Here is a 21,000-nt window from a genome sequence, read left to right as displayed (position 1 = left end):
AATGTACGGTGATATAAAAAAGGGGAATTGACCGATCCATCAAAACGATTGTATCGCAACGCCAGCGTCGATGTACCGAGGATTGCCATGTATTCTGTCGTCGACGCATACCCTATCGTGATTGATTGAAACCGCTGCGTAATAAGTAGGATGCCGCTGAGCAACGCGAAGCGCATCGCCTCCCATTCGCGCCGAGGGCGGCGCTCCTACGGTCCCGAAGCCGGACGGAGTTTGCAACTCCGTCCGCAATCTGAAATTATAATGATTGCCACAGGTCAGCATAGACGCCACCTTTGATATCGAATGCTAAGATGGGGAGAGAGACGCTAACCTCGTCATGGGCATGACACCATCCTTATCGACAGGCTTAAACAGACCGGATAAATACCATGAGCACAAGCAACGCCGTAGAACTCAATGGATTGGGCAAGGATTACCGGGAATCCGGACAACGCCATCAGATCCTCGCCGAGTTGTCTTTATCGGTCACCGCCGGCGAATTCATCGTCTTGCTCGGCCGCAGCGGCTCGGGAAAATCGACCTTACTCAATCTGATCAGCGGCATCGACCTGCCCGACGAAGGCACTGTATGCGTGCACGACACGCTGCTGAATGATTTATCCGAACAACAAAGAACCTTATTCCGTCGCCGCCACATAGGCTTCGTGTTCCAGGCATACAATCTGATTCCCACCCTGACGGTTGCCGAAAATCTGTTATTGCCGCTGGAGCTGATCAAGGCAATCAACCCCGTTGACCGGGAAAAGGTGTTGTCGTTATTGCAACGACTGGGACTGGCCGAACGCGCCGATACCTACCCGGATCGCTTATCCGGCGGCGAACAACAACGCGTTGCGATTGCCCGGGCGCTGATCCACGATCCGGATATCATCCTGGCCGACGAACCGACCGGAAACCTGGACCTGGAAACCGGCGACCGGGTCATGTCCCTGCTCAACGAACTGGTGCGCCAAACCGGCAAGACCCTGATCATGGCGACTCACAGTCAAGAACTGACCGGGCAGGCCGACCGGGTGTTCACAATCCACGACAAGCGCTTGAATGAGCTGAGCAAACATCGATGAGCCTGTTAAACAAAGCCAGCCGCAACTTTTTATACCGCCACCCCTGGCAATTGGGTCTGGCGCTATTGGGAATCACCTTGGGCGTGGCCGTCGTCGTCTCGATCGACCTGACGCTGGACAGCTCTTTAAACGCCTTTATCCAGACGACGCGCACACTGTCCGGCAAAGCCTCCCACCGCATAAGCGCCAGCGCCGGCGGACTGGACGAGAAACTGTACACGCGTCTACGAGTCAAGCACGGAATACACGGGCTGACGCCGGTCATCGAAGGTTATGTCGCGGCGGTTGCCGACCCGGACACACTCCTTAAAGTCCATGCATTCGACCCGCTGACAGCTTCCCGCTTACAATCGGACTGGCAACAACAAAATACCGCCACCTATGGCCGAGGCCTGATGACCGAGCCGAACAGCGTCCTCATCAGCCGCCGGACCGCGGCCAAGTTCGGTGTAAAAATCGGCGAGCACTTCGTGATCGAAAGCCGGGATAAACGCCACGAACTGACCGTGTTGGGCTGGCTGCCCGAGGACGAATCGGTCGCCGGGGAATTGTTGGACAACTTGCTGATCACCGATATCGCGACGGCCCAAGAAATTCTCGGCATGATCGGAAAACTTAGCGCGATCCATGTCTATAGCAAAGCCGATCAAGATCAGCGCCTGAAACGCATTAAACAATACTTGCCTAACGATGTATTGCTGATTCCGCTCGAAAATCAACAGGCCTCGCTGCGACAAATGACGCAAGCCTTCTCGCTGAATCTGACGGCCCTGGGCATGCTGTCGTTATTGGTCGGCATGTTCCTGATCTACAACACCATGACCTTTCTGGTCATACAGCGCCGGCGGCTGATCGGTTGTCTGCGCGCGATGGGCGTCACCCGGCGGCAGGTTTTCCGTCTGATGCTGAGCGAAGCGCTATGGTTGGGACTGATCGGCACAACATTAGGCATAGCCCTCGGCATCATGCTCGGGCACGGCTTGCTGCGCCTAGTTGCCGGCACGGTCAACCTGTTTTACTTTCATGTCGACCAAACCGCCCTGCTGATTAGCCCGCAACAGATCGGCAAGGCCGTCGTATTGGGGATAGCCGCGACCTTGCTGGCCGTGTTGGCGCCGGCCTGGGAAGCGACCCGGCACTCCCCCCGACTGACGCTGGCGCGTTCGCAACTGGAATCGTCGATGCATCGCCTTTTGCTATCGGCGGCCGGCTTGGCGGTGCTGTTGTTGATGAGCAGCGCCGCCCTGGTCTTGTGGACCGATCAGGCCGTCTTGCCCGGTCTGATCAGCATCTTCCTGATGCTGTTCGGCTTTGCGCTGTTGATGCCGTCGGCGACCTATGGATTGATGCGCCTGCTGGAAAAAGCGCTGCCGCAGACGTCGGGCGTATTGATCCGGCTGCCGGCCAGAATGGTGCGAGCCGAAATCAGCCGCACCGGGCTGGCCATCGCGACCTTGATGATTGCCGTTGCGGCCGCGATCGGCATGGACTTGATGATTGGCAGCTTTCGCCAAACGGTTTCGGATTGGCTGCAAACCAGCCTGCGGGCCGATCTTTATGTCTCGGTCGCCGGCAACGACGAGGCGGCCGATAAAGCCCGACAAGACCGGCGTCTGCGCGACCAATTGGCCGCTTTGCCGGACGTTGCCCGACTGAGCAGCGTGCTGCGCACGCAATTATTTGTCGGCGAGCAGCGGACCCGGGTTTCCGTGTTTGAATTAAACGAACAGGCCAAACAAGGCTTCATTTTCAAGCAACAAATACCGGATGTCTGGAAGGCCTTCAACCGGCAAGACACGATCTTCGTGACCGAACCCTATGCCTATCATCATCACGTCCACCTGGGCGACAAATTGAAGTTGCGCACCGCCGACGGCGAACAGACCGTCAAGGTCATCGCGATATACGCCGATTATAGCGGTGACCAGGGCCACCTTACCATGAGCCGCGACATCTATCGGCAATACTGGCCGGATTTGGGCTACTCCGGCATCGGGATTTATGCGCGCCCGGAAGCCGATCGACAGCAATTGGAGGCGCGCATTAACGCCTTGCTCAAACCCTACCAAACGGTCAATTCCGAAAAGGCGATTTACCGCACCTCGATGCAGATGTTCGCCCGCACCTTCAAGATTACCGAAACGCTGCGCTGGCTTGCCGCAACGATCGCCTTTATCGGCGTGTTCAGCGCCTTGATGGCCTTGCAGTTTGAGCGCACCCGGCAGCTCGGCGTGCTCCGGGCGATAGGCATGACGCCGTGGCAAATCGCCCGTTTGATTGCCACCGAAACCGGCTTATTAGGGCTGTTGGCCGGCTTAATGGCGCTACCGGTCGGACTGCTGATGGCTTATGTGTTGATCACCGTCGTTTATAAACGCTCTTTCGGCTGGACCCTGACCTTGCATTGGGACGCCCAGGTATTGGCGCAAGGCATGCTCTTGGCGCTGATGGCCGCGCTGCTGGCCGGCGTGTTACCGGCGATCAAAATGGCCCGCACCCGTCCAGCCGAGGCATTGAGAAATGAATAACCTAGTAAAGTCGTAGGTCATGTTACCGCGCCAGCGGTTACGTGACGCTTCGAAATAACGGCATTTATGGCCCGGCCGAGGCATCAAAAAATGAATAACACGAACAAACGACTGATTTGGGCTAGCCTGTTAATCGTCATATTGGCGTTGGCCTGGTTTATCGGCCAGCAAAACGCACAGCCTGAAGCCGAGCCTAAAAACACGGTATCCGAGGTGCTGTCCGCCGACGATGAAGAATTTGCCCGTGTATTTAAACCGAGACCGTTCGTCTTTCCAAGGGACCACGGCCCGCATGACGCCTACCGCTCCGAATGGTGGTATTACACCGGCAATCTGCAGTCGAAGACGGGGCGCCGCTTCGGTTACGAACTGACCTTTTTCCGTTTCGCCCTTACGTCACAGCCGATCGCCGGCGCATCGAACTGGCGCAGCAATCAGGTCTATATGGCCCATTTCGCGCTGACCGATGTCGAAAACCAGCGCTTTTACGCCGATGAACGCTACGCCCGCGCCGGCAACGGTTTGGCCGGCGCCCGCAAGGACAAGCTGCATGTCTGGCTTTATGATTGGCAAGCCCGGGCACACGATGCGAATGAAAAGGCAGGCATCACGCTGAACGCTCAAAGCGATGAAGCGGCGATCGACCTGCAACTGACGCCGCTGAAACCGCTTGTCCTGCAAGGTCAAGACGGCCTTAGCCAGAAAAGCGCCGAACCCGGCAACGCCTCGTATTATTACTCCTACACCCGGCTGCAGACCGAAGGCCGGCTACGAATCGGACACGAGAACTTTGCCGTCAACGGCGCCAGCTGGATGGACCGGGAATGGAGCAGCAGCGCGCTGTCAAAGGAGCAAGCCGGCTGGGATTGGTTTGCCCTGCAGCTCTTCGACGATAGCGAGATCATGTTTTACCGGCTGCGACGCAAAGACGGCAAGGCCGACCCGCACAGCGCCGGCGCCGTTTTTCACGCCGACCACAGCCAAACCAATCTGAGCTCAACGGACGTCGTCATCGAACAGCTCGATAATTGGCGCAGTCCGCACTCCGGGATTAGCTATCCATCCCAATGGAGACTGTCGATTCCTTCCCAGAAACTGGAACTATTGATCACGCCTCTGATGGAAGATCAGGAACTGAATATCACCTACCGCTATTGGGAGGGCGCCGTCTCGGTCAGCGGCGTTCATCAGGGTCGCCCCGTTACCGGCCAAGGCTATGTCGAACTCGCCGGCTATCGATAATCCACACATCCCCACGGGCTTCCCTCATCCTTATACACAACGAGCGGTCGCTACGAGCATAAAAATCAATCCTCCCCGTAGACGCGCCGGAAAAAGCGGTTCCAATCTCGCCTGAAGACCCGCTATTTATGCTATGCTGACACTTGATTCCATGCTATCTCGGTGTTCCTTCAAACCTTTTTTGAAACCCAATTTATTTGAAAGCAATCATGAAACCTAATAAAAAACCTGAATTCATTCAATTCACATCAAATTCGGTCTGGTACACCCTTCGAGGAAGGGCAATGGTTGGCATCGGCATAACCATAGCAATCTTATGCTTGGTCTCACCCAATGTATACATGCTGGGAGAAAACGCCTCCTGGCTACCCGTTATTGGCTTGGTGGTTCTGTCGGTGGGTGTATTACGCTGCATCGATGGTCTAAACTCAAAAACAACGCAAGGGTATCTGTATAATATCCAGGGCGGCATATTGGATATCGTCGTTGGTTTTTTAGTCTTTTTTAGCAGCAATAGTTCCGAGATCGAAAATGAAAATCTTTTAATTGTCGGCTATTTACTCACCCAAGGGATATACCGTAATGTTTTGTTATCGGCCAGCGAGATCCCTAACCCCTTGGCCAACAGAGTGACGGGTTTAGTTTCAATTATACTGGCCTTCGTCGTATGGTACGATTGGCCGACCTCGATGTGGTTTATTGCATTTTCACTGAGCATCGATATCATTTTCCGGGGCTGGGCTTTAATGGTCATGGCGGCAAGCCTAAAAAAACATTTTAATGATTGACTCTTACGTCCCCGCAGCCAAACGCACCCTATCGTCAACGCCTTCTGTAGAGCTCCGGGCGCAAAGGAATTTGCCGTTTGAATCAACACTCGTAGGAACGCCACCCTCGGCGCGAAAAGCGTCATTCCGCCCGAAGGCGGGCCTCCTACGGCGACATCACTCGTTCCCACAGCCCTGTGGGAACGCAGAATGGATATAAACATTACCAGGGCATTTATTCTGTTTTATCGAGAATAGTTCTAGGTTCTAGACTTGAAACAGCATATAATAGAAAAATTAAATTCAAGAACGCTCTTGAATACATTCATCATAACATCGATCAACATCACTCTTTAATCTGACTATTACGGCAATCAATGCTTCCCCACCGTTCGTTGGCGTATTCTTAAATTAAAATTGTTATACATTCACAATGCTGCAAGACACTTGTCACCGGCAGCCATTCATTGAGATTTTATTAATATGCCATTTACTGCACTCGGTTTAGCCGATCCCCTTTTGCGTGCTATCGCCGATTCCGGCTATGCCACGCCTTCCCCGATTCAATCACAAGCCATACCCGCCGTTTTAGGCGGTCATGATGTCCTGGCCACCGCTCAAACCGGAACCGGTAAAACCGCCGGATTCACCTTGCCGATTCTGCATCGCTTATCGCAACAGACTTACAGCAAAAACCGACCGGTCAGAGCATTGATCCTGACACCGACCCGAGAGCTCGCCGCACAAATCGGCGAATCGGTCAACAAATACGGAAGCCATTTACATCCGCGCCTGAAGTCCCTGGTTGTGTTTGGCGGGGTGAAAATCAATCCGCAGATGATGAAATTACGAGGCGGCGTCGATATTCTGGTGGCGACGCCGGGCAGGCTTTTGGATCTGGTCGAACAAAATGCGGTCAAATTGAATCAGGTGGAAACCCTGATCCTGGACGAAGCCGACCGCATGCTGGACATGGGCTTCATCCGCGATATTCGCAAGGTGGTCGCCTTATTGCCGAAAAAACGCCAAAACCTGCTGTTCTCGGCGACTTTTTCCGAAGACATACGCAAACTGACGACGGGACTGCTGGTTAATCCGGTAAAAATCGAAGTGGCGCCGCGCAATACCGCGGCGGAACTGGTCGAACAGCGCGCCTATCTGGTCAACAAGACCGATAAAACGGCGCTGCTGTCTCACCTGATCCAAGAACATGACTGGAAACAGGTACTCGTATTCACCAGCACCAAACACGGCGCCAACCGGCTCACCGAAAAACTGAACAAAATCGATATCAAGGCCGCCGCGATACACGGCAATAAGAGTCAGGGCGCCAGAACCACCGCATTGGCCGGATTCAAGGCCGGTGATATCAGAGTATTGGTCGCGACCGATGTCGCGGCGCGCGGCATCGACATCAACCTGCTGCCGCATGTGGTCAACTTCGAACTGCCTCGGGCCGCGGAAGATTACGTGCATAGAATCGGCCGCACCGGACGCGCCGGCGAGGAAGGCCAGGCCATTTCTTTGGTTTCCCATGACGAATACAATGGCTTGCGCCAGGTTGAAAAATTGATCGGCAAGGAAATCAAACGCGAACAAATCGCCGGCTTCGAACCTGCCGCCATTGCCCCGCCGATGCCGGCCAAACCGGCAAGAAGCCCGCGCCCCCGGAGAAGCTCGAACCCGGCCCGCAAACCCAACGGCAACCCCGGAGGCAGTCGGAACAGAAACAGGTCCCGGGCAAAAATCGCCTAACAGACGCCATTTGCCTCGCTGCCCCGATCGCCGCGTATAAACAGATCTCTGCCGGGATGCTGCTGAGCAACGCTCGGCGCATCGTCTTTGACGATCCCTTTTCGCGCCGGGGGCGGCGCTCCTACAATTGGACAAATGCTAGAAACGATCCCTTCTTGTTCTTCAGCGTCTCATGATCCTAGATGAGTGATTGTGGCAGGCTTTAAACGCCGCGTTTTTCAACCTGTGGGAGCGCCGCCCTCGGCGTAAAAGTTTCACAACCAGTAATAATCGCGACTAAAGCCCAGCAATTCCCACTTTGGCGTTCAAAAAGAGCATGGGGTGTGTTTGGCGAGGATGTCGACAGCAAGGATGCTGCCGTCAAGCCCCCAGGGATGGGTTTACCCAGCACCTAAATACCATAGACTATTGGCTATGATTTATTATCGTCGTTTATTTAGGTGCTGGGTGAACGGCGCTCCTCGACAGACACACCCCATGCCCTAAACACCGCAAAAATACTCAAATATGGGAATTGCTGACTAAAGCCCATCATCTACTCAAGCGTTCTCGATTCATGTATAGTCGCGTATTACCAGAAGCGGAGCAGCAAGCCCCTCCCCGTAACCCATCTCTGCATACAGGTGTTATATGCCCAATATTGTAGTTTCCGCATTGTACAAATTCGTCAAACTCGACGACTATGCCGCGCTCAAACCACCGCTGTTGAATCTGATGGACGAACATCAGGTCAAAGGCACTTTATTGCTCGCCAATGAAGGCATTAACGGCACCATAGCCGGTTCTCGGCCAGGAGTTGATGCGGTGCTGGCCTGGCTGCGCGCAGACCCGCGCTTTCAAGACCTCGAAGTCAAAGAATCTTACGAACAGGAAACGCCTTTTTACCGCAGCAAGGTCAAGTTAAAGCAGGAAATCGTGACCATGGGAGTCGACGGAATCGATCCTGAAAAAACAGTCGGCACCTATATCAAACCCCAGGACTGGAATGTGCTGATTAGCGATCCGGACGTCTTGTTGATCGATACCCGCAACGATTACGAAGTCGAAATCGGCGCATTTAAGGGCGCCGTCAACCCGGACACCGAAACTTTTCGCGAATTCCCGCAATATGTCAAAGATCACCTCGATCCGGCCAAGCACAAAAAAGTCGCGATGTATTGCACCGGCGGCATACGCTGTGAGAAATCGACAGCTTATCTGAAGGAGCAAGGCTTTGAGGATGTTTATCATCTGCAAGGCGGCATATTGAAATATCTGGAAGAAATACCGTCGCAACAGTCCTTATGGCAGGGCGAATGTTTTGTCTTCGATAACCGCGTCGCCGTCAATCACGATCTAAAAAAAGGCCGATATGACCAATGTCACGCCTGCCGCCGTCCGATTACCGAAGACGATAAAAACAGCGACCTCTTTCAGCAAGGCGTCAGCTGTCCACATTGTTACGACAAGGTCAGCGAGCAGCAACGCCGGCGCTTTCAGGAACGGCAAAAACAGGTACAGATGGCCAAGCAGCGCGGCGAAGAACACATCGGTTCTTCCGCCCGAGCGATCTCTTCAAAACGCCGGGAGTTGAAACACCAATACAAGGATCAACAAAGAAAAAGTCGGCAGACAACCTGAAGATAACGAATTTCGATAATAATCAATGATGCGTAACAACAGCCAATCTAGCATCGGCCTCGACAACTTGGTCTTTGACAACCGATTCATCCAGGAACTTCCGGCCGATCCCGAGACTGAAAACTATCGCCGCCAAGTCACCGGCGCCTGCTATTCAAGGGTCTTCCCGACTCCGGCGATCCAGCCTGCCTTGGTCAGTTATTCGCAGGAAATGGCCGAACAATTGGGGCTTAACGCCGGCGATTGCGAGTCCGATCATTTTGCTCAGGTTTTTGCCGGCAACCGATTGCTCACGGGCATGGAGCCTTACGCAAGCTGCTACGGCGGCCATCAATTCGGTCATTGGGCAGGACAGTTAGGCGACGGCCGCGCAATCAATCTGGGGGAAGTCGTCAATCAAAATAATCAACGTTGGACCCTGCAGCTTAAAGGGGCGGGACCAACCCCCTATTCCCGAACTGCCGACGGCTTGGCCGTGTTGCGTTCCTCGGTGCGTGAATTCATATGCAGTGAAGCGATGCACCACCTCGGCGTTCCAACTACACGCGCTTTAAGCCTGACGTTAACAGGCGAACAGGTGGTGCGCGACATGTTCTATGACGGAAATCCGCAATCGGAACCGGGCGCCGTTGTGTGTCGGGCAGCGCCCTCGTTCACACGCTTTGGCAATTTTCAGATTTTTGCCGCCAGAGGCGAAACCGACTTGTTGCGTCAATTCACCGATTTCACGATACGCACCGACTTCCCCCATTTAATGAACCGTTCCGGCCAACTCGGCAAAGACATTTACCTACGCTGGTTCGAAGAAATTTGTCGCACCACGGCCGAAATGATCGTGCATTGGCAACGGGTCGGTTTTGTTCACGGCGTCATGAATACCGACAACATGTCTATCCTGGGGCTCACGATAGATTACGGCCCTTACGGCTGGCTGGACCATTATGACCCGGACTGGACGCCTAACACCACCGATGCGACTCACCGTCGTTATCGATATGGTCAGCAACCGCAGATCGCCTTATGGAATCTGGTGCAATTGGCAAACGCCATTTACCCTCTGATTGAAGAAGCTGCGCCGCTGGAACAAGCATTAGGCATTTATCAAGACACCTTTGATCAAGGTTGGCGGGTGATGATGGCGCAGAAATTAGGCTTCGATACCTTCGATCCGAAAACCGACGAGGCATTGTGTCAGGCGTTATCGACCTTGTTGACCGAGGTGGAGACCGATATGAGCATTTTTTACCGAAAACTGGCCTTGCTTGAGGTCGATAGCGACATTGACCGTCTCAGCGACGAACAATTGCTCAAGCCTTTGATGGACGCCTATTATCAGCCTGACGCCATCAATGATGCTGTGCAAGCAAAAGTCGCTGACTGGCTGCGAAAATATTTATATCGTTTGCAGCAAGAAGGCGCGGTGCAGGCCGATAAAAAACAGCGCATGAATGCCGCCAATCCAAAATATGTCTTCCGCAATTACTTAGCCCAATTGGCCATCGATAAAGCCGAACAAGGCGACTTTGCGCTGGTGAATGAATTATTGGGTGTCCTGCGCAAGCCTTACCAAGAACAGCCTGACAAAGAACAATACGCCGTTAAAAGACCGGACTGGGCGCGCCAAAGACCGGGTTGCTCCATGTTATCCTGCAGCTCGTAAATTTATTGAACGACTCATTCCCACGCTCCTGCGTGGGAATGAATCTACCCCCCTGGGTAGGATGCCGCTGAGCAACGCGAAGCGCATCAGCATTGAACCAATCCCTTTCGCGCCGGGGGCGACGCTCCTACAAGAGCCAAACGAACCGATGTTTACTCGTTCCCATGCTCCTGCGTGGGAATGCATACCGGACTTAAAGCCCACAGTATAGGTTCCCACGGAGGACCGTGGGAACCAGTTTACACCGATCATCTTGGTAGGATGCTGCTGAGCAACGCGAAGCGCATCAGCATTGAACCAATCCCTTTCGCGCCGGGGGCGACGCTCCTACAAGAGCCAAACGAACCGATGTTTACTCGTTCCCATGCTCCTGCGTGGGAATGCATACCGGGCTTAAAGCCCACATCTAGGTTCCCACGGAGGACCGTGGGAACCAGTTTACACCGATCATCTTGGTAGGATGCTGCTGAGCAACGCGAAGCGCATCAGCATTGAACCAATCCCTTTCGCGCCGGGGGCGACGCTCCTACAAGAGCCAAACGAACCGATGTTTACTCGTTCCCATGCTCCTGCGTGGGAATGCATACCGGGCTTAAAGCCCACATCTAGGTTCCCACGGAGGACCGTGGGAACCATCCACCCCCTTGGGTAGGATGCCGCTGAGCAACGCGAAGCGCATCAGCATTGAACCAATCCCTTTCGCGCCGGGGGCGACGCTCCTACAAGAGCCAAACGAACCGATGTTTACTCGTTCCCATGCTCCTGCGTGGGAATGCATACCGGGCTTAAAGCCCACATCTAGGTTCCCACGGAGGACCGTGGGAACCATCCACCCCCTTGGGTAGGATGCTGCTGAGCAACGCGAAGCGCATCAGCATTGAACCAATCCCTTTCGCGCCGGGGGCGACGCTCCTACAAGAGCCAAACGAACCGATGTTTACTCGTTCCCATGCTCCTGCGTGGGAATGCATACCGGACTTAAAGCCCACAGTATAGGTTCCCACGGAGGACCGTGGGAACCAGTTTACACCGATCATCTTGGTAGGATGCTGCTGAGCAACGCGAAGCGCATCAGCATTGAACCAATCCCTTTCGCGCCGGGGGCGACGCTCCTACAAGAGCCAAACGAACCGATGTTTGCTCGTTCCCATGCTCCTGCGTGGGAATGCATACCGGACTTAAAGCCCACAGTATAGGTTCCCACGGAGGACCGTGGGAACCAGCATACCCCTTTGGTAATCGGTGAAAATCGCATTGACGGCGGCGGAAACGGCCATCGCAATCAAGCCCGCGGCGCCGGCATTGCCGCCGACTCCGCCTGAATCATGCGTGTAGGTTTGTTTGTAATTATTCAGCGTATTTTTATCAGAGGGAGTAGGCTATTGATTTATCGGGCTGTCTGCAACAGGACGTTGCAGTCAGAGCTAACATGGAAGTATTCACGCGTCCCGAGAAATCAATGGTCTACTCCCTAAACCCTGAAAGATACTGAATAGTTACGTTTGTTTTCCCATAACACCAAACCGGTGCGCGTGTCTTTCAACACATATTCCATTTCGACGACCACGACCGAAGCGAGCACCAGATACAAAGAAATATTTTCTCAGTATCATGCTGAATAGCTACCTTTTTCTTTAAGAGCCATAACAGTTATCGCAAAGTGTAGTCCTGTTCATGACAAGATCAAACGCCCCGCTTGTTCCGAATGATCGATTGCGACAGCATCATGGATCAGCACCTCCAACATCGGCACTTCCCATTTATCCACTTTGCAGCGCGACTGGTAGGCCTCTTCGTTATCGCTTCGATAACGGGTAATCATCGCGATCACCGCCGCAGACCTGACCCGATCCACCCTATCCCACCACAGCTGCCGGGCCTTTTTTGACAAGACCGCAACGGCAGTCTGATCGCTCACGACGACGATCTTATCGCCTTGCCGGCATAGCGATACGACAGAGCCGACATCGAGCGCCGCCAAGGCCCGGTGTATCGGATGGCGTTCGGCAAAACTGCCGGCATAGCTCAGATCCAGATCCTGCAACCCCAGAAACTCATAAGACTTGTCCGCCTGGCCGGCGAGTTCTTCATTCTGATGCTCGACTGCGCGGCGCAAGATAAAGTCGCCCTGTAACGCCGGCAGATAAGGATTAGGACTATCCTGGCTGTGCAGCAGACAAAGCGTTTCCCTGGCCCGGGTCATCGCCACATAGAGCAGTCGGCGCTGTTCCTCGCTGGCCGTCGCCGACCAGCCGCCGTCCAGGATGAACCCATGACTGAATTCCATGCCCTTGACCGAATGGATGGTGCTGAGAAAAACGCCCTGTCCAAGCCGGCAGTCGCGACGCTGCTCTCCCAAAGATTCGTACAGATACTCCAGCAAGGATTGCTTGCCGGTTTCGGCATCGCCGCTTTCATCGCGCCAGCTCTGCAACAGCTTCTGCAGCTGTTTCGTCCAGATGTTGTCAGGCTTGGCGGTCAAATAATCCAGCCATTCGCTGGCCTTGCACAAGCGTTCCGAACTTTGCTTGATTGCGTTAAGCAGTTCCAGATTCTCCCGGATGCGAAACGGCGGCGGCAACGCCTGTTTGGGTAAGGCCAGGCTGAGCGGTATCGCTTGCGCCTCCAGACAGGCCCTGACCGGATTCAACAAGCGCCATTCGGTTGTCAGAATAGCACATTGCGACCAATCCAGGCTGGGATTTAACTGGCGCAGACGTAACAACTCCTGAACCAACACCCGGGCCTGTCGGCTCTGATCCGGGCACTCCAATATCTGTACCCGGCCCTTGGCTAGCGGGTCTAGTTTTTCCCAGCGCCCGCCGGCCGGCAGTGTTTTCCGCCCCTGATTGATCCGGATCGGATGCCGCTGTTTCATCCGGTCCCGATTGGCCTCGATCAATTGGTTGGCGGCGGCGATGATATGGGCGCTGGAGCGGTAGTTCTCGACCAGATAATGTTGAGTGGCCCGATAGTCCTCCTCAAACTGGCGAATGAAGCCGATATTGGCGCCGCGGAACTGATAGATGTTCTGATCATCGTCGCCGACCGCCAATATCGTCAGCTTGCTGTCTTCGTCCCGGTTACGCCCGGCCAGCGCCGAAATCAACCGATACTGCAATTGATCGATGTCCTGGTATTCGTCGACCAAAATGTGGCGATACCCCGCCAACAGCCGATCGCGCATCTCGTCGCCGTCGACATTCAGACAGGGCGTGTCGCCGTTCAACAAGTCGATCGCCTGCTTGATCATGGTCTGAAATTGTTGCTCGCTTTGCTCGGGGTCGCCACCGTCGATGCCAGTCAAGGCATGACCTGTCAGACGTAAACTCAAACCATGATAGGTCTGTATTGTCACCGCCTTGGCGTCGGCCCCGACCAAATCGAACAAGCGCTGGCGCAGTTCGGCGGCGGCATTGCGGTTGAAACACAACACCAGGATGCTGCTGGCCGGCGCCTGCCTGACCCGCAGCAGATAAGCGCAGCGGTGAATCACCACCCGCGTCTTGCCGGAGCCGGGCCCGGCCAAAATCAATTGGTTATCGTCTTCATCAGCGGCGACCAGCGCCTGTTGTTGCGGATTCTGCAAATCGCTGACGATGCGTTGGAATGACTGCTGACTAGTGGCCCGCTCCAGTATCTCCCGACGCCCCTTGAAATAGCGTTTGACGAACTCGGTTTTATCCTGGGAAAAATAAGCCACGACGAAGGCCAGCGCCTGGCCGATCTTCTCCATGCCCTTGCGCGCGTATTCATTCATCACATGAACCTGAAAAATACGCTCGCCGTAATGCTGGGACAGCGGCTCGTAATCGCCCTTGTTATAACGTCGCCCCTTGGACTCCGGTAATACCTTGATCGTCATCGCCTGGCGGAATACCGCCAACCCCTTCTGCAACGTGATGACCTTCTGTTCGTGCAGAAAATTAAGCCCTCTTTCGACCGCCGCCAGCGGATCGTTGACCGCCGAATTCATCTCGATATCCTGCTTCAATGCGGCCAACAGATCCTCGACCGCAAACTCGACCAACAAGTCGGCGCTAGGCTTGGTTGCCGGCGGAATCTTGGCCAGCATCGCATTCAACGCGATCTGGGCGACGCCTTGCCGGCGCTGCACCGTTCCCATCAGCGCTTGCCAGCCCCGATTCAGCTTGACCCGGTATTGGTCCTGCGAACTATGGCGCAGAGTCAGGCTGCCTTTATTGCCGGCCAGCCCCTGACCGTCCCGGCTCATAGACACCAACAACAGACGCAGCACTTCCGGGTTGCATTCGCTAAAGCCCAAGTCCAACATGCGTTGATTGACATGCCTCAGCGACAAGGCCTGCCAATCGCCTTCCTCGGCATCGGGCGCCTGTTCCTGCAATACCTCAATCAGCGCCTGTTCCAGTCGGCAGATCTGCTGCAGCAGACCGGCCGAGGCGTTGGCGACCTTGTAGCGAACGAACGCGGTCAACAACAGGTTTTTCTGGATCAGCCCCAGTTCGGACATTTGATATAAGGTGCGGATCACGCGCTGACTGGCGCTGATCCGCTGTTCCTCGTCGTCGGTTGGCGCGAACTCGCCCGACAAGGCCAGTTCGTCGGCGCTGAAACCCTCGTCGCCGTCGGCATTGAACAAGGCGTCCAGGATCGCCAGCCAGCGTTTCTGCTGCCGCGCCGACAAATCCAGTTGGGCGATTTTTTGCTCCGCCTCCTCCCGGTTTTTCACCAGCGGTCTGCCCTGAAACACCTGGGTCTTGTTCTCGTTGCGTTCGATGAAGCCGGAACGCTCCAGCCACGACACCGCGGTGATCACCTTGGTCGCGGCATTGTAATCCTCGGCGTCGAACGAGGTCTCCACCTCATCGTGCTGCAGCAGCTCGCCGGTCGTGATCACGACATTGCCGCTGCGGTCCTTGCGCACCCGCCTGAGGCCTTTCAAAATTTGGGCGATATCGCGCTGATTCAGCTGCGACGAAGCCGACAGCTTGAACTGGGTGTCGATATCGTTTTCATCGAACAACAGGATGCATTCGGCGTCTTGCTGGTCGCGTCCGGCCCGCCCGGCCTCCTGCAGATAGTTTTCCAGCGATCCCGGTATATCGGCATGAATCACCAGCCTGACGTCCTCCTTGTCGATGCCCATGCCGAAGGCGTTGGTCGCGGTGATGACCCGGGTCGAACCGGTGATGAAGTTGTCCTGGATATGCTTTTTCTCGGCGGCGTTCTTAGCGGCATGAAAGGCCTCGACCCGCCAGTCCTGCTGCTGCAGAAACTCGGCGAGCTCTTCGGTTTTGGCCCGTGTGGCGCAGTAGATAATCGCGCTGCCGCTTTCCAGTCCGTCCAGGTGTTCATGCAGTAGCGTGTTGATGCGCGGATATTTATCGACACTGCCCACGGTCTGCACCTCGAAATGCAAATTGTCGCGTTCGACGCCGCCCTCGAATACTGCCAGCTCCTGGCCCAGATTGGCGCGGAAATAATCGATGATCTCGTCCTTGACATCCTGCTTGGCCGTCGCGGTAAAACATTGCACCGGCGGCAACAGGGCCTGCTGTTTGGCGGCGAATTCCTTGATGAAGCGCCCGACATAGAGATAATCGGGCCTGAAATCATGCCCCCATTTCGACAGACAATGGGCCTCGTCAAACACCCAACAGCCGATTTCACGGTGTTCGATCGCATTTTGAAAACCGACATTGCGCAATTGTTCCGGCGACACATAAAGCAAGGCGATATCGCCCAGCTGTATCGCCTTCAGCACCTCGCCACGCTCCGGCCCGGTCAGCATGCCGTACAGAGCCGCAACGTTGGGCGCGCCGGTCTTGTTACGCAAGTTATCGACCTGATCCTTCATCAAGGCCTGCAACGGCGAAATCACGATCGTCAACACGCCACGGCGCTGATACCGCGCCAGCGCCGGCAATTGATAACACAATGATTTGCCGCCGCCGGTCGGCAACACCGCGAACATCGGCGTGTCGGCCATTCCTGCCTGGACGATGTCCTGCTGCAGGCTGCCGCCCTCGTCATTTTCCGGCTGCGGCCTGAACGCGGAAAAACCGAAATATCGTTGCAATTGCCCGACCGGATCGTGGACTTGCCGGCAATAACGACAATCGGGCGACTGGCAAGGAATGTCGCGCAACTGCCTCAGCGCCGGCGCGACTCGATCAAACTGCCGGCGCACCCACGGCGGCAACACCGAATTGCCGCCGGCGACCCGCAGCCAAGCCAAACAATAGGCCAAGGCCGGGCGCAGTTCCGGATTCGGCAAATAGGCCAATATCACCTTGTTGAATGCCGTCCTGCACACCCTGTCCTCGGTCAAGGCTTTCAGCAAGTCGAAAGCGGCGGCGGCCTTCAACGTATCGGCGCCCATCGCCGAGAAGGCCCGCTGCAAACCGTCATAGCGTGGATTCTCAGCAAAAGCGTAATGATAAAAAGACAATAGCTCCGTGTCGGCGTGCTGCTCCCGCAACGCCTGGAATTGATCCTGAAACAGCGACAGCGCCAATTTGGCGTCTGCCAACGGATCGTTCAGGCTGTCCCGCACCAGCTTGTAGTTCTTCACCAGCCGGTGATAAGGATTTTCCGGAAAGGCCAGCGGCGACAGAAACAAGGTATCGATCACCGGCTTGGCGTATAGATCCAGCCGAGGGTCGACCGCCCGGCACAGCGGCAAGTCATGCAGCAGAATGTTATGGCCCAGGACGAATTCGGCCTCCCCGGCAAAGGCGTCTAACTCGGCCAGCACCTGCCTGATATCGAACGGCGAACGACGCAGAAACGTTCGATCCCGGAACACCGCGCCCAGCGCGATAATCTCGCCGTGCTCATCGGCTTCCAGATCCAAGCTGCAAATATTATGTTGTAGTGTGTCCCAGTCCATTGCATTACCGGCGAAGTCTATTCTCAACGCCTAATCATAGCCTACCTGCCGTCCGATGCCCATTCCCTGTAAAAATCACCTCCCTCCTTAGCTTTTACTCTGCGGCGTTCAATGTAGGGGCTATTGAACGAAGGGTGCCGCTGAACGTAGGGGCAGCTAAACCTAGGGTGCCGCTGAACGCCAGTGAAGCGCACCAACGTACAGTACCGCTAAACGTACGGTACCGCTAAACCGTAGGGTGCCGCTGAACGGTAGGGTGCTGCTGAACGCCAGTGAAGCGCACCAGAGCCGCACCAGACCGCACCAAGCATAGATAACACCCATCAACCACCAACGGCACACACAAAGATTAATGATGACTCAGCCGTTGATGACTGGGAAAATATAAAACCAAACTTGCGATTAACCATCCCTATGACGACATTGAACCCATCAACGCCCTGCAGTCGCCACTTCAAATTCGCCGATTTAATCCATTGCGGGGAAACCTATCAAAAAACGCAAGTGGCTAATATCCCCAAAGATCCGAACACTGTTGCCGCCATCGAACAAATGGCTCGAACCATACTGGACCCCGTCGTCGACCAATTTGGCGAAATAAAACTCACCTATGGCTTCTGTTCAAACGAACTGCTGAAACAAATTAAACGCCAGCCCAAGCCAGGCATCGCTCCTCAACTTGACCAACACGCCGGTTTCGAACTGAATTCAAGAAACACTCCGATCTGCAAACGCCCGGGCTTCGCCTGTGATTTTTATGCCGTCAACACCGACTCATTGATGCTGGCGAAATGGATTATCAATCACCTAACCTTTGACCGGCTATATTATTATGGTAAAAATAGACCGATTCATATCAGCGTTGCGCCGAACATGCTTGGAGCGATTACTCTCTTACAAAACCATCCCAGCGGCCGAAACATTCCACGCAACATAACAAAGCAAGATTTCCTGAAATATTAATCTAAGCATGGATTTCAATCGCTACAGCCAACTAATCAAACCCATAAAAATCGGCAAACATGTCGGCAATGCCTGTTATCTCCATGTGTCCGCCTTAGATGCCATAGAAGACGAACTGCATAAATTTATTAAGCTAATTGCCAATGCCCTGAAAATCCAAGAGGAACAATGGAATATCATCAAACTGCATAAGCAACAGTTCAAACTCTCGTATTTGCTCTATCCAGACTTTGACGACGACGCCTACCCGGCATTGCAACACAGCATCACGGTCGATTTAGAACACAAGACACGCAAAGACGCCGATTACAGCGAAACCGAAAACGTCCCCATTCTGCACCGCAAAGAACTGTTTATCACGCCCGACCACCCGCACTACGATGAATTTGTCGCCATTACCGAAGAAGGCGAAGCCGCGGGACTGTATGAAAACAGCCGCATCATCGGTTTTAAAAAATCTTGGGAACGCCTGATCAGACAACATGGTTATGAATTAGTCGATAATCGATTATTCCGCGCCAGCGCCGTCATCAATAGTGAACATAAAGACGACGCCAACATCGACCGGCACAAAACCGCGATACAACGCCATGCGCTTTCCGCCCCGATGAAGGCATTAGCCAAACATAACTATTTGAATGGCGATTACACCGTGTTCGATTACGGCTGCGGATTAGGCGACGACTTGAGAGAACTTGAGGCCCATGGTATCGATGCCGCCGGCTGGGACCCCACCCACCGTCCTGAAGTCGACCGCTTCCCTTGCGACTTGGTCAACCTGGGATTTGTCATCAATGTCATAGAAGACCGCGAAGAACGCATCGAAGCCCTGCACCTGGCTTATGAACTGGCCGACAAATTGCTAGTCGTCGCAGCGATGATCGCCGGAGAAGCCCATATCGAAAAGTTCAGGGCTTATAAAGACGGGATCATCACCACGCTAAATACCTTTCAAAAGTATTATTCACAGTCCGAATTGCAAACCTTTATTGAAAACACACTGGATGAAAATGCCATCGCCGTCGGCCCCGGCATCTTCTTTGTCTTTAAAGATAAACTGGAAGAGCAGTTATTTCTATCCGAGCGGCAGAAAAGACATCATCATTGGAAACAACTGACCACCCGCCCTATAGGCGACCAGGAAAAATTCGAACTGCTTTATGCCGAAAACGAACCGCTTTTTCAAGAGTTTTGGCATACTTGTCTGTTATTAGGACGCATTCCGGCCAACGATGAATTCGAACAAAGCGGCATAATCAGAAAACTATGCGGTTCGCATAACAAGGTCTTCAACCAACTTAATATGTTGTTCGAAGACAACGAATTTGAACTTGCCCAACGCTATCGCCAGGAAGACTTGCTCGTCTATTTTGCCTTATCGCAATTTGAAAAAAGAAAGCCCTACACCCAGCTTCCCGAGTCTCTGCAACGCGATATCAAGATATTCTTCGGAAACTACAATAGCGCGCAAGAACAAGCCAAAGCATTGCTTTTTTCGATTTCCAATCCGGAACTTATTGAAGAAGCCAGCCTGAAAGCCCAACAACAGCTGCCCGCCAGCGAGTTAAGTGAAAATCATTCCCTGACTTTTCATAAAGACTTCATCGAATTACTACCTTCCCTGTTACGGGCTTATGTCGGATGCGCAATTCAACTTTACGGCGAGCTCGATGCGATTCAACTCGTCAAAGTTCATTTCCATTCCGGCAAAGTCTCGTTCATGGGCTATGAAAACTTCGATGATTCTCCCTTGCCGTTACTAAAAGAGCGCATCAAAGTGAAGCTCGGCCAACAATCGGTAGATTTCTTCGACTATATCGATGAATACAATGACCAACCTTTATACTTCAAGTCTCGATACATCACCGAAGACTATCCCAACTACAAAAAACAATGTAGTTTCGATAAAAAAATCGCCCTCTTTTTACCCCCTCAAGCCCGCTACGGAATCCGACTTGAAAACCTTAAGCAGATACTCAATAACAATGGCGTGGAAATTAAGGGCTTTCGTTTCTATAACAAAAAACCAGGCAATAACATATAATGATTGCAAATCGATATCGATACTTAGGGCTTGGGCACTCATAATTTCCCTCTTATGACTCCCATGCTCCAGCGCTCATCGTTATACATTATTAAGTCTCGTCATACCCGCTGGGATGCGGGTATCCAGGGTCAAGGATGACAGCCCAAATACATCCATGTAGCCTGGATTCCGGCAATCCCTGCCGAATGACATGGATAACATAAAGATGTGTATAACGGTGAGCGCTCCAGCGTAGGAGCACACTTATGCCGCTCTGCAGTGCGGGACGCAGAGCGTCCCTGGATGCATTCCACGCTAAAGCATGGAAACGATGAGGGTAGAAGAAATCGAGAAATCAATAAAAATCACACGCTAGACGTGCTTTATTTCTTCATTAACGAAAAGAAGCCAGGTTTTCATTATTGTGGTTTATCCCGTAAGCCCCCTCCTTCCAAAATATCTAAGTGATAATCCTGCAAA

Annotated in this window: 10 protein-coding genes; 9 read left to right on the top strand and 1 reads right to left on the bottom strand. The window is 53.8% G+C overall.

Going from position 1 to position 21,000, the window contains the following annotated elements; genetic code table 11:
- Nucleotides 1–389: 389 nt before the first annotated feature.
- The 7 genes from Q9L42_RS12700 (at nt 390) to Q9L42_RS12670 (ending at nt 10,657) form a co-directional block, all read left to right on the top strand.
- Nucleotides 390–1,085 carry an ABC transporter ATP-binding protein gene (locus tag Q9L42_RS12700; RefSeq protein WP_305908026.1) on the top strand — a complete coding sequence of 232 codons (696 nt, stop codon included), beginning with the start codon at nt 390–392 and terminating at the stop codon, nt 1,083–1,085.
- Nucleotides 1,082–3,613 carry an FtsX-like permease family protein gene (locus Q9L42_RS12695; protein ID WP_349431179.1) on the top strand — a complete coding sequence of 844 codons (2,532 nt, stop codon included), beginning with the start codon at nt 1,082–1,084 and terminating at the stop codon, nt 3,611–3,613. The genes Q9L42_RS12700 and Q9L42_RS12695 overlap by 4 nt, the downstream gene beginning before the upstream one ends.
- 90 nt (nt 3,614–3,703) lie before the next feature.
- On the top strand, nt 3,704–4,855 hold the full coding sequence (locus tag Q9L42_RS12690; protein ID WP_349431178.1) for a lipocalin-like domain-containing protein: 1,152 nt from the start codon (nt 3,704–3,706) through the stop codon (nt 4,853–4,855).
- Nucleotides 4,856–5,064: 209 nt separating this feature from the next.
- A complete protein-coding gene (locus Q9L42_RS12685) occupies nt 5,065–5,643 on the top strand; it encodes a hypothetical protein (protein ID WP_305908031.1) in 579 nt (192 codons plus the stop codon).
- A 462-nt stretch (nt 5,644–6,105) separates the two neighbouring features.
- Nucleotides 6,106–7,377, top strand: coding sequence for a DEAD/DEAH box helicase (locus tag Q9L42_RS12680; RefSeq protein ID WP_305908032.1), 1,272 nt, complete (start codon nt 6,106–6,108; stop codon nt 7,375–7,377).
- Between the two features lie 630 nt (nt 7,378–8,007).
- Nucleotides 8,008–8,997 carry a rhodanese-related sulfurtransferase gene (locus tag Q9L42_RS12675; RefSeq protein ID WP_349431177.1) on the top strand — a complete coding sequence of 330 codons (990 nt, stop codon included), beginning with the start codon at nt 8,008–8,010 and terminating at the stop codon, nt 8,995–8,997.
- A 28-nt stretch (nt 8,998–9,025) separates the two neighbouring features.
- Nucleotides 9,026–10,657, top strand: a complete 1,632-nt coding sequence (locus Q9L42_RS12670; RefSeq protein WP_432648902.1) for a protein adenylyltransferase SelO — start codon at nt 9,026–9,028, stop codon at nt 10,655–10,657.
- A 1,672-nt stretch (nt 10,658–12,329) separates the two neighbouring features.
- On the opposite strand, the gene Q9L42_RS12665 is transcribed toward Q9L42_RS12670, so the two are convergent.
- Nucleotides 12,330–17,531 carry a RecQ family ATP-dependent DNA helicase gene (locus Q9L42_RS12665; protein WP_305908033.1) on the bottom strand — a complete coding sequence of 1,734 codons (5,202 nt, stop codon included), beginning with the start codon at nt 17,529–17,531 and terminating at the stop codon, nt 12,330–12,332.
- A gap of 414 nt (nt 17,532–17,945) precedes the next feature.
- Between Q9L42_RS12665 and Q9L42_RS12660 the strand changes: the two genes are divergently transcribed.
- Complete coding sequence (locus Q9L42_RS12660) at nt 17,946–18,494, top strand: hypothetical protein (protein WP_305908034.1); 549 nt, start codon at nt 17,946–17,948, stop codon at nt 18,492–18,494.
- A 7-nt stretch (nt 18,495–18,501) separates the two neighbouring features.
- The gene (locus Q9L42_RS12655) at nt 18,502–20,538 is read left to right on the top strand and encodes a DNA phosphorothioation-associated putative methyltransferase (RefSeq protein ID WP_349431175.1); all 2,037 of its coding nucleotides are present in this window, start codon (nt 18,502–18,504) and stop codon (nt 20,536–20,538) included.
- The last annotated feature ends 462 nt before the right edge of the window (nt 20,539–21,000 follow it).

The sequence above is a fragment of the Methylomarinum sp. Ch1-1 genome (assembly GCF_030717995.2).
Classification (GTDB): Bacteria; Pseudomonadota; Gammaproteobacteria; order Methylococcales; family Methylomonadaceae; genus Methylomarinum; species Methylomarinum roseum.
Note: the sequence above shows the minus strand (reverse complement) of the source record. Positions and strands in the feature narration are given on the sequence as shown.